Annotated in this window: 7 protein-coding genes; 3 read left to right on the top strand and 4 right to left on the bottom strand. The window is 53.5% G+C overall.

Annotated elements, in window-relative coordinates; all coding sequences use genetic code 11:
* Positions 1-48: 48 nt before the first annotated feature.
* The 3 genes from MK110_07870 to MK110_07860 form a co-directional block, all read right to left on the bottom strand.
* Positions 49-1,260 carry a hypothetical protein gene (locus tag MK110_07870; GenBank protein MCH2211205.1) on the bottom strand — a complete coding sequence of 404 codons (1,212 nt, stop codon included), beginning with the start codon at positions 1,258-1,260 and terminating at the stop codon, positions 49-51.
* Entirely contained in the window at positions 1,257-3,509 is a 2,253-nt protein-coding gene (locus MK110_07865; GenBank protein ID MCH2211204.1) for a hypothetical protein, read from the bottom strand. Before MK110_07865 ends, MK110_07870 begins: the two co-directional genes overlap by 4 nt.
* Before the next feature lie 138 nt (positions 3,510-3,647).
* Positions 3,648-4,889 (bottom strand): MotA/TolQ/ExbB proton channel family protein, encoded by a 1,242-nt coding sequence (locus MK110_07860; protein MCH2211203.1) that lies wholly within the window; start codon positions 4,887-4,889, stop codon positions 3,648-3,650.
* A 593-nt stretch (positions 4,890-5,482) separates the two neighbouring features.
* Here MK110_07860 and MK110_07855 point away from each other — a divergent pair.
* Together MK110_07855 and MK110_07850 are read left to right on the top strand one after the other, a co-directional pair.
* Positions 5,483-6,604 (top strand): tetratricopeptide repeat protein, encoded by a 1,122-nt coding sequence (locus tag MK110_07855; protein ID MCH2211202.1) that lies wholly within the window; start codon positions 5,483-5,485, stop codon positions 6,602-6,604.
* Between the two features lie 426 nt (positions 6,605-7,030).
* Positions 7,031-8,545 carry a hypothetical protein gene (locus MK110_07850; GenBank protein ID MCH2211201.1) on the top strand — a complete coding sequence of 505 codons (1,515 nt, stop codon included), beginning with the start codon at positions 7,031-7,033 and terminating at the stop codon, positions 8,543-8,545.
* Positions 8,546-8,873: 328 nt separating this feature from the next.
* Here the strand turns inward: MK110_07850 and def are convergent, their stop codons facing one another.
* Complete coding sequence (gene def / locus MK110_07845) at positions 8,874-9,467, bottom strand: peptide deformylase (protein MCH2211200.1); 594 nt, start codon at positions 9,465-9,467, stop codon at positions 8,874-8,876.
* Between the two features lie 314 nt (positions 9,468-9,781).
* Between def and MK110_07840 the strand changes: the two genes are divergently transcribed.
* Entirely contained in the window at positions 9,782-15,805 is a 6,024-nt protein-coding gene (locus MK110_07840; protein ID MCH2211199.1) for a tetratricopeptide repeat protein, read from the top strand.
* Positions 15,806-15,878 lie beyond the last annotated feature (73 nt).

Below are 15,878 nucleotides of genomic sequence, written 5' to 3'. Positions count from 1 at the left end.
TGCGAAGCGGACCTGAATCAACCCGTAAACACGGATTTGGGCTGATTCCTACTGTCCGCCGGATCGACTCCCCCCCGGCGATCCACTGATTTCTGCATTACGGGGAAGCGGACGGGCCGCCACCCGCAGACCCAATCTGTGTCCGAATTCTCTGAGCTGCCCGAAACAGACGAAATCGTCCGGATAGAGCCATATTGTCATCAGCGAATCCACATCAGCAGCCTCCAGAATCCGGCGAAACGCAGAACCGAATGCCATCGCTTCTTCCACGGGTTCCGCCTGGAGCGACTCCATCGGACTCACCGTCCAGCGTGAAACAGAGACACGAAACATCGAAGAAGCAGCGTTCAGACGTTCCAGCGGTGACGGCAGGTGACGCTCGACCGCATAGTTCATAATGTAGCCTCCCACCGGCCCACATACCCCTTCATAACGACCGAAGCGACGAATCACATCAACTCGATTTGGCACCTGTCGTTTGAGACGTTCCAACAGTGCCTCAAGCGGAACCCAAGATATACGGCCTCCGCTCAAACGAAAATGAAGTTCCTGATCACTGTCGGTGCGTACAACAGGCGTCAGACGGTGTTCCAGTCGATTGTCTTCCGGAGCGGGTTCTGCCTTTTGCTGTTCGAGAAGTTCCTTCAGCTTCTGAGTCTGCGCGCTGATCTGCCGAAGCTGCTGTTCAGCAGCTTCCTGGTTGGCAAAAGCGGTTTTCGTTGACTTTAGAATCAAATCATGTCGCGTTTTCTCCCCAGCTGACTGATCGCGCAATCGGGTGATGATACCCCGCAGTTCCTCAGCCTCCTCTCCCAGTGAAGTCAGAACTGTTTCTGACCGCAGTGTCTGCTGTTGAATCGCAGAAATTCTGTCAGTGAAACTTTCAGACTCTTTCAGAAGTCGACTTTCTTCGACCGTTAATTCTTCCGTTTGAATCTTCAAATCGTTTATTTGATCCTGTAACGCACCTGCCTGTGCAGCGTGTCGATTCGTTTCATTCCGCAGGTGCTCGACATGTTCGTGACTGAGTGCAACGGACTTTATGTATCTTTCAGTCGTCAGGAAACGCGATTGAATTTTCTCGGAGTTCGATGTGGCGTGAGTGACGGGTTTGAGACTCGGTGCAATCACTGGCTGCCGTGCAACTTTTACTCCTGCAATCACAATCAGAATGATCAGAATCCCCACGATGTTGGCAATAATGTCCAGAAACGAGTCGGAACCGAATTCCGGGTCTCCACCGGCGTTTCGACGATTCATGGCAGGTCCCCCACATCGGAGAACTGAGACGTCGGTTGCTGCACAGCAGGTTTTGTGACTGGTTCAAAAACTCGGTCATCACTCCTCACAAATGCCTCCATACTCACCATGGAAGCCACGGGGATCCTCAATCTGTGCAAACCGGTCGCCAGCTGCAGATACAAGGTGTGAGCCCCGGGGCTGACCACAAATTTTGCAGAAGGTGCTGTCATTTCCACCAGCGGATGCGGGTTCTGCAAGCTGATTTCAAACAGTCGGTCCGCCAGCTCCTGAGTGATGTGACTGACCGTCCGTCCGTGAAGTGCCACCGATGGTTGACCGGCGATGGTGAAATGCTGTGGATCAAGATAAATGGTAACTTGTTTATACGTGATCAAACCACCAGTGATTGTGCGGCTCGGACTGCCTCCGGCTGATCCCCCTTTCGGAGACAATGCACTTGTCCGGGCCATCGTGCTGTCCGGCGGATTTAAGGCATCAACTGAAGTTTCATTCGGACGGTGGTTGTGCCCCTCCTGCGAAGGACGTCCCGGTTGAGTCCCTCCGGGTACCGAATTCCCGCCGGCATGACGAGGGGATGAATTTTGCGGAACCGGTCGCGGAGTCAGTGGCTGCTGCTCAGCCCGAAATTCTTCAACATCGGACTCAGCGAATGTTGATGTATTCACAAACTCATCTGATAAGTCACCGTCACCACTGCCCCGAACGTCCGGAGACCCCTTCTCCCGCGTCCGTTGCGGTTTCAGTAAATCGCTGGAGGAAAACTTTGTACCGGCACTGCTTCCTCGATTCCGATCCTGTCGCCGCCTGCGTTCAGCAAGAGCCTGGGCGAGTGCTCCTTCAACATGATTCTGCGCCTCGGCCACGGACGGAATCGACCTCCAGACTTCTTTCCGCACTTCTTCCGGATTTGAAAATCGGGCTGCCGGATCCCCTGATTCGTCCGCACCCCCGTGCGGAAACTTTGAAGAACCAAAGCTCCTGTGCCTGTCGGAACTGTCCTGTTCAGGTTGGGTCCGTTCTGCATACCGTTTCAATGGATTCTGTGAGGACTCGTCCAGTTCCGTATCATCAAACGGTTCACTAAAATAGCGGCGACGACCACTGGCGGTCGTTTCATTTGAACCAAAATACGAACGGTCGCGATTGTCGCGCCGGGCACCCCGCGCAGCCGCAATCCTCTGACGAAGTGAGAAGGCAATCCGAGCCTGTTGGTCACGCCGCTGAAGTGAGTGCCGGACAGCAGTCTCCAGAACATCGGCTTCACCTTCGACTGGCTGTGCTGCTGCAATGGCTGCGTTCTCTTCCAGTAGCTCGTAACCAAAATGAATGCCGGATTCCGTGAATATTCGCTGAGCAAGATAAAAATCAAGCGTGCCTGCCGGTCTCACCAGCAACAGGACGTAAGGTCGCGACCCTGATGAGACAGAGCAGCGTTTGCGGTGCACTGCCAGTACACCGGACAACAGAGGATTGTCTGTCGGTAACACACCCTCCATATCACTTCGTCGAATTTTGATCTGCGTTGCCGGAAATACGAATTCGCTGCCAGTCACGTCCACAACGATGGGAGTTCTGGCTGTGCCGGCGGAGTTACTGAATTCAATGATCGTTACTGTCGTCCCGGGATCAGCCAGCTGATCCTGGCGAATCTCACTTAGATCCTGAAGCGCCGAATGCCGCTCTTCAATCAGTTGATTTGCTGTCACCACCATCGATTCTGCCGCCGACCGTTTGACCTCCGATTGCCTGACCGACTCTCGAAACGTTTTCAGCTCATCCTCCAGCTTGACTCTCTCATTTTGAAGATCCGTTAACTCTCGGGTTAATGTGTTATTGTCTGAGGACGCTGTATTGCTGTTTTCGCATTCCGCTTCCAGCACACACTTTAGTTCCGCCACTTCCCGGGTATGCCGACTGACCTGCTGAAACAATGCTGAATGGTCTCGCTTGTAAACCTTGAGACTTAGCTCGTTTTCCAGGCTCTGCTGCCGAGCGACTGCCAGTTCAACACTCGCCAACACTGATTCCGCAACTGTCGCTCCGGAATCGACGCCACCTGCCGGCTGAGATACGGGCTCAACGACAGCGGAATCTGAAAGAACAGTTTCAACAGGCGTGGCCTGCTGCTTCTGACGTATGCGTCGCGTTGTGACAAGCAGAAGCAGAATCAGTGCCCCCATCGTGCAGACAAGGACTGCCAAAAAGGGGAACAGCGAAATCGTTTTTTCGTTTCGACGTGTTACCATCTCGTGCTGTTACACCTTCAACGTCCTTCAGTCAGCCGGGAAGACTCTGCCCATCGGTCTGAGATCGGTCTCCTGAAATCCATGCGACGAAATCGGTTGTGCTAACAGATAACACAGAAGGTCATGACGTCACTGCGGTCAGGCAGCCGTGCGGTGCGACGTTTTTGTCGTCAACAGATTGACAGCCGCCGACAAACTGGACACCGCCTGTTCAAGTGCGTCAGCAGTCCGAACCGCCTGAAGATTGTCATTCAACTGCTTCTGCAGACCTGCCAGTCGTTCTTCTGACTCATTCATTTTCATCAGTGTGCGGCCTAGTTGATGAATTGCCTCAGTCTGTTCCGCCGCGGAGGTGGAACTGACCAGCATCGCCCGCTGCCAGTGATCAACACGATCTGAAAAACTGCAAAGACTCTCTGTCATTGTCTTTGCGTACTCTGCTGCGCTGTCTTTCATCGTCTGATCCAGGCTGAACCGTGCTGCAGTTGCCGCTTCACGGTGACTATCCAGCGTGAGTTCAACATCAGACTGCAGTCTTTCTGAAAGCAACTCAAAATGCTGGCTGAGAGTATCAGTCCAGACGGACTGCAGAGCTTCACACTGGCGATTCCAGTCATCGGCATCAGGAAGAACAGACGAATGCCCAAACGGTTGCGACGCAAAACGCGGCAGAATGTGGTTAATACCCAGTCGTTCTACAATGTTGAGAACATTCTGTTCGCTTCGTTCCGTTACAAATGCAGCAAACACGAGAAGGATGGACATTCCCAGTGCCAGTGCGGTCGTATCAAATGCGGCTTCCAGTCCGCCAACCACCTCAGGAAGCGACGAGTCCAGTTGCTCCGGTGTGAGATTTGCAATGGCTATCGTGATTCCCATTACGGTTCCCAGAAATCCCAAGATCGGAATTGCCCAGGTGATGGTGCGAATCAACGCATAACTCTGATGCAGGCGATCAGCTGCCAGTTCCGCCAGATACCGCAAGTGCTGTTCCAGGCCCGAGTCACCGGATCCGTTAACATACTGCACAGCGTCACGCAGTCGTTCCGCGATCGCAGTCTTCTGAAAACCGGCTGGTTGAGCTTCATAGCAGTTCCTCAACGCTGCGCTGCTTCCTGCACCCCAGTGAGACGCAGATTCCTCGACAATTCGAATTGCAGATCTTTCGGCCCGCAGTCGCAAAAGTCGATGGAACAGGACCGCAATCCCGCAGAAGAACAAAGCCGTACTTAGAACCTCAATCGGATGGCTGCAAAAGTAACGACGAACGAACGGCTGAATTCCTGGAATAAACGGAGCCGTTGCATAGAACGCCCCGGTCAAAAGCAGACCAAGAAGGTATACTCTGCCTGGCGTTCGTTGAGATGCTGTTACCGGCATTTCCTGCACGTCGAATCCCCTCAGTTCGGAGACAATGAGTCTGATACAGAGGCAGAATCACTCCGAATCGGTTGATTCCGCCGGACGACAGAAGTCGATACAAAGCAACCGTTGCGACAATTCGCACAGCTCAGCGGGAATCCGTTCCCTCGAGACCGGCTTCCCGCTGCAAAAAGAACTGGTTCAACCTTCGAATTATCGGCACGACCTGAAAATCCGGTTGAATCAATTCATGCTGAAACCGGTGACTCCTGAAGTCACCGACACAACCCCCGCCACCGACGACAACTGAAAAACCGCAGGCAAACTCACCCACAGGTCACTCGGTACGGGTATGACAGCGATTCACCACCACAAACCACAGGAGGTGAAGCGGGATTCCTTACAACGACATACCCAAGTATGATAGTGATGTGCCGCTTTCAAATTTCTGTCCTCAAGTGCACACTGTCAGGACGCTTAGGTTTTTCGGCAAATTCCGCTTGTATGTACTGACTTCCAAATCGCTGGTTCATGTTTTCCTGGACGGACTGTGTCTGTCTGTCAGCGGGGAACTTCGACGGCGACCAAACCGATAATGAAGTTCACGACAAATGTTGCTCGGTAATCCTCGCCTCCGCAAACCAAGTTCCTGTGCGATTTTACTGCTGCTGTCCTGCATTTCCGCCGTCCGCGGACAGACTACACAGTCAGATTCGCGTGTCGGTCAAAAATTTATTGTCACCAACGCCGGTGCGGAACTCAGAACACCACAAGCCACAGTGTGGCGCGCGTATCCGGGAGAAGTGTTCGATGTCTCACTTGTGAACGGCGAGTGGCTCTGGATTCAGAGCAAAGGTGGCTGGCTGTGGGAGAACGACGGCATCTTCTTTCAGAAAGCGATCTCAGTCGCTTCCGATCGTGTCGCAAAAACTCCCACCGCTGAGGCATATCACATTCGAGGTGTCGTTTTTATCGCTCACAAACGATACGAACGTGCGTTGATGGATTTCACCAGTAGCCTTCAGAAATCACCCCAAAACGCGGGTGTGCTGAACAACCGAGGTCAGTGTCATTACCTGCTCGGTAACTATCCGGCAGCCATTGTGGACTTCAGTTCAGCAATCAAAAACGATTCCACGCATTTTGTAGCGTTCAACAATCGGGCGCTGGTTCATATCGCGATGGAACAATATTCCGATGCGCGCATTGATATTCGTCAGGCGCTGCTCCTGAATCCCCGATACCCGGAAGCCCTGCTGAATCGGGGAGTTGTCAACCAAAAGAGTGGTCACCCGCAGCAGGCTATCGCCGACTACACGGCCGCAATCAGCATCGACAGTACATATGCCGCTGCATACAACAACCGTGCATTTTCTTACCGACGGCTCGGCCAGTACCAAAAGGCAATCAACGACCTGCACAAATCAATGGAGTTCGATCCGGAAAGTTTTGAACCGATCAACGATCTGGCGTTCACACTGGCCACAGCCAAAGACAATAACATCCGAGATGCTCTCAGGGCTCTCTCACTTGCTGAAAAAGCTAACTCGATGAGCGAACAAGAACACTGGAACATGCTGGACACACTGGCGGTGGCCCGGGCAGCTGTCAACGACTTTGACGGTGCCGCCAGGGCCATGGCTCGAGCCATCGAACTGGCACCCGAAAATGAACAGACTCAGCTAAAATCTCATCAGGCACTGATTGCTGCCGGAAAACCCGTACGACAGTAGCGGATCAACTGAATTTGTGCTGCGTGTCGGTAGCGGTGCAGTCACGGGATTTGGTTCGCTTAAAATTTTTTCAGGTTCAAATCCCCGGCACACTGCCTGGATCATTTGAGTCTTCACAGTCCTGGCTACACAATCTTAGGACTTATGGCTGCGGTCACGACCCAATGCACAGTTTGTTCGAGTGCGCTGCGTCTTCCTGACAAACGACTGATTGGACGCAGTATTCGCTGTCCACGCTGCAAGTCAAAGTTTGTCGCAGCGATCCCCCCGGATCAGCACCATCAGAAAACATTCGCTCGTCAGGGGCCGCACAATCAGTCTCCTGCATCAGAGTCGTTGACGTCCGGGTTATCCACAGTACACAACAGTCCGTACAGTCACGTCAGCATTTTGAAAAGGCGTGGCCGACAACAACAAGTGTCGATCGTGTGGATTCTTCTGTTCCTGGTCACTCTTGCCGGCACCACAATGACCTGGCTGTTTTCAGGCGGTGAAAAAACTTCAACGACTGGAACTCCGACACTCAACGTCACTGTCACACCAAGGGACAACGTGCAGACAGTGGACTCGACGCCTGTCGGACCGGGCCACACAACAGTCGGTCCGACGAACGGTACGACAATCAGTATGGAGTACATACCGATCGTTCCGCATCTCATGTTGCACCTGCGCCCGGCTCAGATCCAAACCCAGGAAACCAACCGACGTGAAATTACGGCAACACTCGGGAATCTCGGAACCTGGCTGCACGATTTTATTGAGCACACCACAAGGTTTGCTCCTTCTGAGATCCAGGAACTTACGATTGCTGTTAATTTTGGTGCGCGTACCAGTACACCGACCGTTGCAGCGGTTACACGACTGCTGAACGAACATCCGGAACCTGAGGTACTGCTAAAACGGATTCGAGGCACACAGCTTCCAGACCTGGCGACAAAACTTTATCAATCAGAAGATTTAGCATTTATGGTGATTGATACGAAAACAATTGCCGTCTGTTCACTGGATGTTGCAGAAGATTTGGCAGACACCAAACAATATCCCGCCGTACCGCACCCGGACATGGAAGCGTTATTACAGGTATCCGACCGAACCCGACACTTGACGCTGCTTGCAGATTTACCCGTGCTGGAAGTCCACAAAAACCTGGTACTGATTCCACAACTCCACGAACTGGCCGATCACACGTCATTGTGGTTTGGCAGTGTCTCTCGAATGATGAGCGGGAGTATTCATCTGGACCCGCACCTCCAGATGGAACTTAAACTCACCTGTGCGGCTGAAATCGGTCCGGAGGCTCTGCAGAGAAGAATGCGTCAGCAGGTGGATGGTTTATCGGGGCGGCTTTATGAAACGGTTCGCGCGATGCGGCCCGCAACTGTCGGCCACAGAAAGATGATTGGACGATTTCCTGCTATGATTCAGGCGGTTTCTGCTGCTACTCAGATCCGGACAAGCGGGACCGGTGTGGTACTGACGACGATCCTGCCACAAAAGGCTGCCGGTAATCTTTGCGCAGGGGCGACACTCACATGGAACCAGTCCGTCCTGGCCGGAGGTCACCAGTCCGGCACCACTATAAAAATAAAAACAGCCAAGACCGGTTCTCAAAGCGTTGCTGAACCGCTTCATCAGCAGGTCCTGGTCGACTTTCGCCGCGAACCGTTACACGAAGCACTGGCTTATCTCAGTAGAGAAACCGGCGTGATCATGACCATCGACGGCGATGCACTCAGGGCCGCAGGATTTACTCAAAATATGCCGCAGACTCATGCCCTGGGAACGGTATCAGCCGTAAAAGCACTCCATATGATTCTGATGAAGTACGATGGGAAACTGGTCATTGTGCTGAACGAAAATCGTCATTCCGCCCTGCTCACAACACAGGACGCGGCAAACGCACAGGGACTGACTCCCTATGACACAGCTTCCGCAGATTAGACCGGCGCGGCACATCGATGCGACATAAGAAATACCGTTTGACATTCCGAAGACCACACCAGCAATCAGATTAACGGCGGTGATACTCAGACCGGCAATTACGGCACCCCCAACGAACTTGCTTGCTCGGTAAAAATCCGCTTCATGTGAGAGTGCGTCACGTCGCTTTCAAGCAGCAGTACCGTCAATCTGTCCGGCAGCCAGTTCTGCGTCAATTGCCATCTGCTCGCCGGGACAACGCATCCAGGGTCAACCTGGCATCCGCTGCGGAAACTCAGCCGGCTCCTGTCCTGTTCCACACTCCGGGATTCCGGAACACACAGACGAACTACCCGCTGCGTTCTGTTTCCAGCTGCCTCAGCCTCCGGGTGAGCAACTCATCAGAGTCAATCAGTCCCTTTTCCTGGGAATTTTGAAATTCTGCGACCAGATCATTCAGCTGGGGCTGAAGTTCGCTGAGCGTATCAGAGGCGACTCTTTCGGTGAACATCACTCCGTCCAGATGATCCGTCTCATGCTGAACGACTCGCGCTTCGATCCCCCCCAGTTCAAGTCGCAGTTGCTGACCGTCGATGTCAAACGCTTCGACCACGATCCTTTCAGCCCGATTCACTGGTCCAAAAATTTCGGGCATACTCAGACAGCCTTCTTCCGCCTCCTCACTGCCATTTCGTCTAAGAATCTCCGGATTAATAAAAACCTGTTCGTGTTCCGACTGTTCCGGATCACCTGTAGGATTGATCACAAACATACGATACGGCAGCGCTACCTGATTCGCAGCCAGACCGATTCCACGGGCCTCGTACATCAGTTCAAACATCTGATTGGCCCATTCCTTCAGTTGAGGATCGATGCGGGTGATATCTTTGGATTTCCACCGCAAAGCCGGATGTGGGTAAAAGACGATCTGCAGAGCACACATGAACGAAATTTCCAAACAGGCTTATTCATCACAGTTTTCCGGCAGTATCGCGTTCCTGCTGATACGTTCAAGGCGAAGCCGCCAGGAGTCTGTTTTCAGCGGAAAATAGCCAAACGGTACTGTCGTATGGGTATCCTCACGTTTCCTTATGCTTACCGGCATGTTGTGATTCAATTGAGTTCCCGGGCGGTACAATGAATGGCAGAGGGGACGAATCCGGCCGGCAGAATAAATCCGGACTGACCAGAACCGTCTGCTGCCGAAATCACCGTCTTGATGTGACACAGAATTCACTCCATTCAAAAAAAGTTCGCATGGTTAATCGGATTATCATCATTGGATGTTTTTCTTTGTTCAGTGCAGTCACCGCGACTGAACAGTCTGGCCGAACTGCTGCGAATTCCCTGAGCGGAGACCGCCTTATTGATGTGCTGAAGCGGCGTCCTTCCTTCGGAGCGGTACTGGACCGTGTTAGTCGCTATCACACTAAGCGTGGAACGCTTGAAGATCTGATTATCGAGCTCAGCAGTTTGCCGATGTCTCATCCTGATGCCGTCGTCAGCCATCTTATTGCCGGCATGCTGCAGATCCGACAGGGATACGGCGCTGAAGCTGTGGTGCTGCTGGAATCGGTCGAACAGCAGCGTCCCGAGGACCCCATAACCTCGCAGGCCCTCGGACGCGCACTCAGAGATGCAGGAGACATATCTGCGGCAATCGCAGCATTTGAACGGAGCCTGAAAAAGAACCCATCGAAATCCGATCGGCGAACAGTCTATCGGGATTTATTTAAGCTTCACCAGCGCACGGGAAATACGAGCCGTTCTCTGAAGGTTCTGCTGCAGATGGAGTCGGATTTTCCTGATGACCGGGCGATTCAGGAAGACATCGCTGCCCGGCTTCAGGAATACGGCCAGCTACAGCCTGCTCTGTCCCGATGGAATCGCCTGGTTTCCGGTACCACCAACCCTGAACGTCGAACTCAGTACCGTTTATCCGTCGCTGATGTGCAACTGCGTCTCGGCCAAAACGAACAGGCACTTAAAACGCTTGAGGCTGAACTTGATCAGATTCATCCGGACAGCTGGTTGGGGGAGTTAATCCGTGCGAGAATCGAGTCCGTTCTGCTGAGTGCGCATGGACGTCCAGGCGTCATCAAATACCTTCGTAATCGTCTTTCAGAACAGCCGCAAGAGATTCCATCGGTCACCCGACTGGCAGCTCTCCTGACAGCACAGGGGGAATTCGACGAGGCTGTTGGATTGTATTTCGAGGCAATCCAACGCCGACCATCGTCGGTGGAGCTGCGTATCGCACTGATCGAACTGCTAACGAAACAGGGCAGGATTCGGGAAGCCATTCTTCTGGGCAGGGAACTCGTGAAGCTCCAGGAGGCCGGAGCTGACGAGTACACAGTTGTTGGTCGTCTGCTCCTGCAGGACCCGGACCTGACTCAACATCAGCGTGAGCAGCAGGCATCGGCCGTCTGGATGCGGATCTGCGGTCATCAACAGGATGCGGTGACCCTGGCCTCGGTCGCACGGCTTCATTGGCGGTCGGGCATGCCCGACCGGGCAACAAAACTGTACGGTAAAGCAGTTAAGCTGTCGCCCGATACTTTAACCTGGCGCGAAGAACTCGGAGAAACACTCTATGAACTGGGACGAACTGAAGAAGCACGGCGTAACTGGAATGAAATCGCAGCCGGTTCCCGACGTACCACAGAAAACCTGGCACGGCTGTCAGAAATTCTGGAGAAGGCCGGAGAATTCGCAGCGGCACTTCAAACAATGCAGCAGGCCTGTCTGCTGACACCCCATATCGATGACCGTCTCAGACTGGCACGACTGTTGCGGCAGGCAGACCGACTCAACGAGGCCTACGCACAGTTGAGTCTCGCTCAAAAATCGCCCGTGTCTCCGGATGATCGACGAATCATTAACAACGCCAACATTGAATTATGGGAGCAGGATCCCGGACTTCATACTCGGATAGCCCGGAAACACGATGACCTGCGGCGAACCCCCGGGGATTCGCACGGATGGCTTCAGCTGGGACTTATGGCCCGGACAATTGGCCGAATTTCAGATGCGGTACATTATCTGAATCAAGCAACTGCTGCCGAACCGGACTCGGTCCTGGCATGGCAGGCGTCTGCTGAGATCTGCACAGAGGCAGGACTTCTGGAACAGGCAGCGTCCGCCAACCGTTACATTGCAGACCTGAGTCCCCAATACCGCACGCAGGCACTTCAACGGGTTGTCGAACTGGAACAGCAACTCGGCCGCACCGACCAGGCAGTTCTGGCAGCTGAATTACTGATCAGAGAATCACCCGAACATGCAGACAGTTGTCGACAGTTCGCGGAACTGTGTTTCACAACCGGTCGGGAAAAGGATGGCCTGAATTGTCTCCGAACGTGCGTCCGGCTCAATCCGGATGATCATCAGCTGACGATGGATCTTGCAGAGATCATGGCGGAACGATTTCAGCTGGGGGATTCAATGCTCCTGCTTTGGCAGGCATTTCACCGAACCCAAATCCCGGATCGTCACTTCGCGCTTGTCGAAGCTCTGATGGAGACCGCCAAACAAACAGGTACAACCGACCGGGTCCTTGATCAACTCGCAACAGCACCGGGTCCGGATCCGGTCGGTCGCAGTCTGTGTCTGGCTGCAGCATGGAAGTGTATTGATAATACCGCACGTGCAACGGAGTTGCTCGAACAGGCTGCTCTGCGCTTCGGACGTGACATACGAATCCTGAAAATGCAGGTTGAACTGGCCGAAACACAGGAACAACTGGACCTCGCAGCACACTACCAGCAACAGTTAACCGCACTCAGTACGTCTGCAGAGGATCGAATCCGACTTGCAGATTTGCAGTACAGAACGGGACAGCTCAGTGAATCAGAGCTCAACTGGATTCGGGATGCCCGTTCCGGAAATGACACAACAGTGGCGCTCCGTAGCATCGATCGATTCCTAAACGCAGGACGCGTGGAGGCTGCCGAGTTGATGTGCCAGCGTCTCTCCGCTGATCGTCCGAAGGACTGGCGAATGCTTTATCGTCTGGCAATCATTCAATGGCGTCTGGATCACCGCGAAGAGGCAGTGGCCACACTGCACAAAATTGTGAATCTGAATTTGTCTCCCGAACATATTTTTTTGGAACCAGAATCCCGGTCTGATGTGAACACCGGCATTCCACTCCCGGCAGCCGGTCGTCAACAGTCCGTAATAACGGAACTTCCATCGGCAGTGAATCCTCTTTCCCGACGTGTCAACCGGATTCTCAGCGCGTTGAACTGGCTGGAGTTGTACACCGGCGACGAAATGTATTCTCAGCCCCTGACTCCCCCGGTCGACTATGGAGGAGCCCGCTGTACAGCAGTTGGCCTGCTGTGGCTGGATCAGGATTTTGATGGACGACTGAAAACAGAATCAAAGCTTGCCGAAACAGATCAGATCAGCCACCGCCAGCTTGCTGACTGGTGCTCAATTGTCGTCACATCACGCAGCGCGAGTTCGGCAGCACAACGGGCCTCAATCTCACAAATGGTACGTTTCGACGATCTCATCGAAAAACTTTCCAGCTCAGATGCTCCGGGACATCAGCTGTTGATGCTGGGACTGCAGTGCAGAGGTGGTGTTTTCCGAAGTCTGACGACACAAACATTCAAAGTGTCTGATGATCCGGAAGCTGCAGCACAGGTGCTCGCCGCGGCTGAGAAAACGGCAACGGAACATCCGGAGTGGCTTGGAGACATCGGTGGATGGCCCGCTGTGTTTCGTTATTTGAATGGCAGCGGACAATCTCCACCCTGGACCGACGTGATCCACCGTCTGAGTCAGTCATCAAATCCCCTGACCCTGCTGTCTGCCACGGACCTGGCATTTGCTGCCGGAGACCTGAATGCAGTAACGACGTGCATCCAGAAATCAATGACGCAACTGACGGACCATGCGGTTATGGCAGGCCTGCAGCAGTATCCGTCACGTTTGCGATCATTTGCCAACCCATTTATTGAACAAAGAAATCACGCAGCTGTCATACAGATTGCAGACCTGATTCTGGGTCTGCGGGCACTTTCTTATGTACCCGCGACCGGGCACGACAACTCTGATATCACAATGTATGAGCGAACCGCCGATGAATACGATTCAGCGACCGAACGATTTCCATTGCTGACCCTGGCTGCAGATCCGCAATTTCACCGCAGGACTACAAAACAACGTACGGAACTTCTGCGTCGGATGGTCACTCAGGATGCAGACCGTCGGATACCGGTACCGTCGACTCCGATTCAAAAACACCTGAATCTCGAAATAGCATCATTATTCCAGGATCTTAAATCCGCAGACGACTCCGGTGACGCTGCCGAAATGGTGCAGATACATCTGAACGAGCTTGCGCGTGATCAAACCAGCCGGGTCTGCATTCCGGCGGCAATTGCCCTGGCACGCCTGTGTACAGTTCAGGATGAACACCACCAGGCAATGCTTGCGATTCTTCCCGTCATTAAACGGGTTCCGGACGCTGTGGAACTCCGTCTGGCTCTTGCCGCATATTTGTCACGAGTGGGCGCTGAACGCGAGGCGCTGTCTCTAATGAATCAGTTTACTGCTCAGTATGATCGGGATCTGATTTTGGTAACAGAACGATTTGCCCTTGAAGTCTGTGTGCTCCTTAGGGACCAGGAACGTGCCAAACTGGCTGCACAACGGCTGTTTAATCTCAACCTGACAGGAATCGAAGCTGATTCGATTGCCGGACTCCTCCAAAACATCGGACTTACGGAAGTGTCTCGTCGATTCACTGCTCGCATGCCACAGGCGTCAAAAGGACGTGCAGCGGGACTTCACAGACTCATGACACAGTATTTCGAGGCAGGAAACCCGGCTGCTGCCGTCCGCATTGCGAGAAACCTATTGCTGCAGCCGTCCGTAACTCTGGAAGACACTCCGGTGACCACATCAATCCGGATCCGACATGACGCTATGAACATGCTTTCAGAGTGCGATGCTCTCGGTCCCGTCATTCGACAGTTGCAGTCACGAATGAGTCGTCACGATGCATCAATTCATCATCGACACCTGCTGGTCGAGTTATTGCGGGCAAACGGGAGGGATGCAGATGCGGACCGAACCGCTGCACCACTTCGCCGGTCGCTGACGGAAGAACCGGACAGGGCACTTCGACTGGCGCGCCAGCTGGAACGCCAGGGACGAATCGAATCGGCACGCGATATCTGTCGCTACCTGTTGCAGGCTGATATCACACTGTTTCACAGGGATTACTATCGCTTTATCCGACTGTTTGAACGCACCGGACGCCTGGAAGAACTTGCTGAGATGCTTCTCGCGGCAGACCTGAAACAGGAAGGCATGTCACATTGGGGTGTACAGCAACTGACAGAGCGACTGCTGCCGGTTGATGAAAATCGTGGTCTGCAACTCTTCGATGCCGCGTGGCACGCGTGGCCAGCCGGGCGCCCGGCTCTGCTTGCCAATATTTCCCACGACGCGATCTGGAATCGGCCCGAGGTTTTTGAGTATGAGTGCAAAAAACTCATCCCAACCAACGAGTATCGTCCGGCTCCTTGGTCCGGGATCGGTGAACGCCTCAACGTCACCGGAAGAGGGCGTGCAACAGGAATGTTGACACGGTTGATTCGTGTTCCGGTTCGAAACCGTCAGTGCACGGAGTTATTGCAGGAAGTCCGCGACGCGGTGAGTCTCCAGCCGGACTGGATGAGTGGACATATTTATGAAGCCGTTTTGGAAGCCCATCTCGGCCGCCAGGAATCTGTCTCCGAAAGAATGCACAGATTTCTGGACAGACATCTGCCCCAGATGCCACCCGGTGCCGTCTGGGTAACCGCCTGCGAATTCGAGAAGATCGGTGACGGTGACCTCAGAGAAATCGTAATTCGGTTACTGCGTCACCTCAGCGATTTCCAGCAGTCGGGCGGTGTGCTGTTGAAATCCGGTACATCCTGGCATGCCTCGCCTGATTATCTTCTGGCGCAGGAATATGCGGCAGCTCAGGACACGGCCTCAGTGGCTGTCATTGTTGACCGATTGCACAAACGGGTAGATGAACAGCCGAATCAGACTGAAGGCAGTGACGGGCCTGATCACCGGAGCCCCTTTCAGGATCTTGCATCAAATCTGAAATCATGTGCTCCGGCGCAGGCCCGGAAGATTCTGGATCTGGCCCGCACCACGGAATTCAGTGCAAACACAATTCCGAAGGATCATTCAGTGGTACGGACCGCGAAAGCAGATCAAGTAATCCAGAAAGTCCGCGGTCACCTGCTGAAACAAACGCCATAGCAGATTTCAGCAAAGGAGGAAATTGCCGGTCCTGTTAAATCTCATTATTCATATCCGCAGCAAACACAGTTTG

The organism is Fuerstiella sp., from assembly GCA_022447225.1.
Taxonomy (GTDB): Bacteria; Planctomycetota; Planctomycetia; order Planctomycetales; family Planctomycetaceae; genus S139-18.
This window is presented reverse-complemented; position numbering and strand designations above follow the sequence as displayed.

What these genes read in the sequence shown, in the direction of transcription:
- MK110_07870 (MCH2211205.1), bottom strand. Translation starts at nt 1,260, where the DNA reads ATGAATCGTCGAAACGCCGGTGGAGACCCGGAATTCGGTTCCGACTCG.
- MK110_07865 (MCH2211204.1), bottom strand. Translation starts at nt 3,509, where the DNA reads ATGGTAACACGTCGAAACGAAAAAACGATTTCGCTGTTCCCCTTTTTG.
- MK110_07860 (MCH2211203.1), bottom strand. Translation starts at nt 4,889, where the DNA reads ATGCCGGTAACAGCATCTCAACGAACGCCAGGCAGAGTATACCTTCTT.
- MK110_07855 (MCH2211202.1), top strand. Translation starts at nt 5,483, where the DNA reads ATGTTGCTCGGTAATCCTCGCCTCCGCAAACCAAGTTCCTGTGCGATT.
- def (MCH2211200.1), bottom strand. Translation starts at nt 9,467, where the DNA reads ATGTGTGCTCTGCAGATCGTCTTTTACCCACATCCGGCTTTGCGGTGG.
- MK110_07840 (MCH2211199.1), top strand. Translation starts at nt 9,782, where the DNA reads ATGGTTAATCGGATTATCATCATTGGATGTTTTTCTTTGTTCAGTGCA.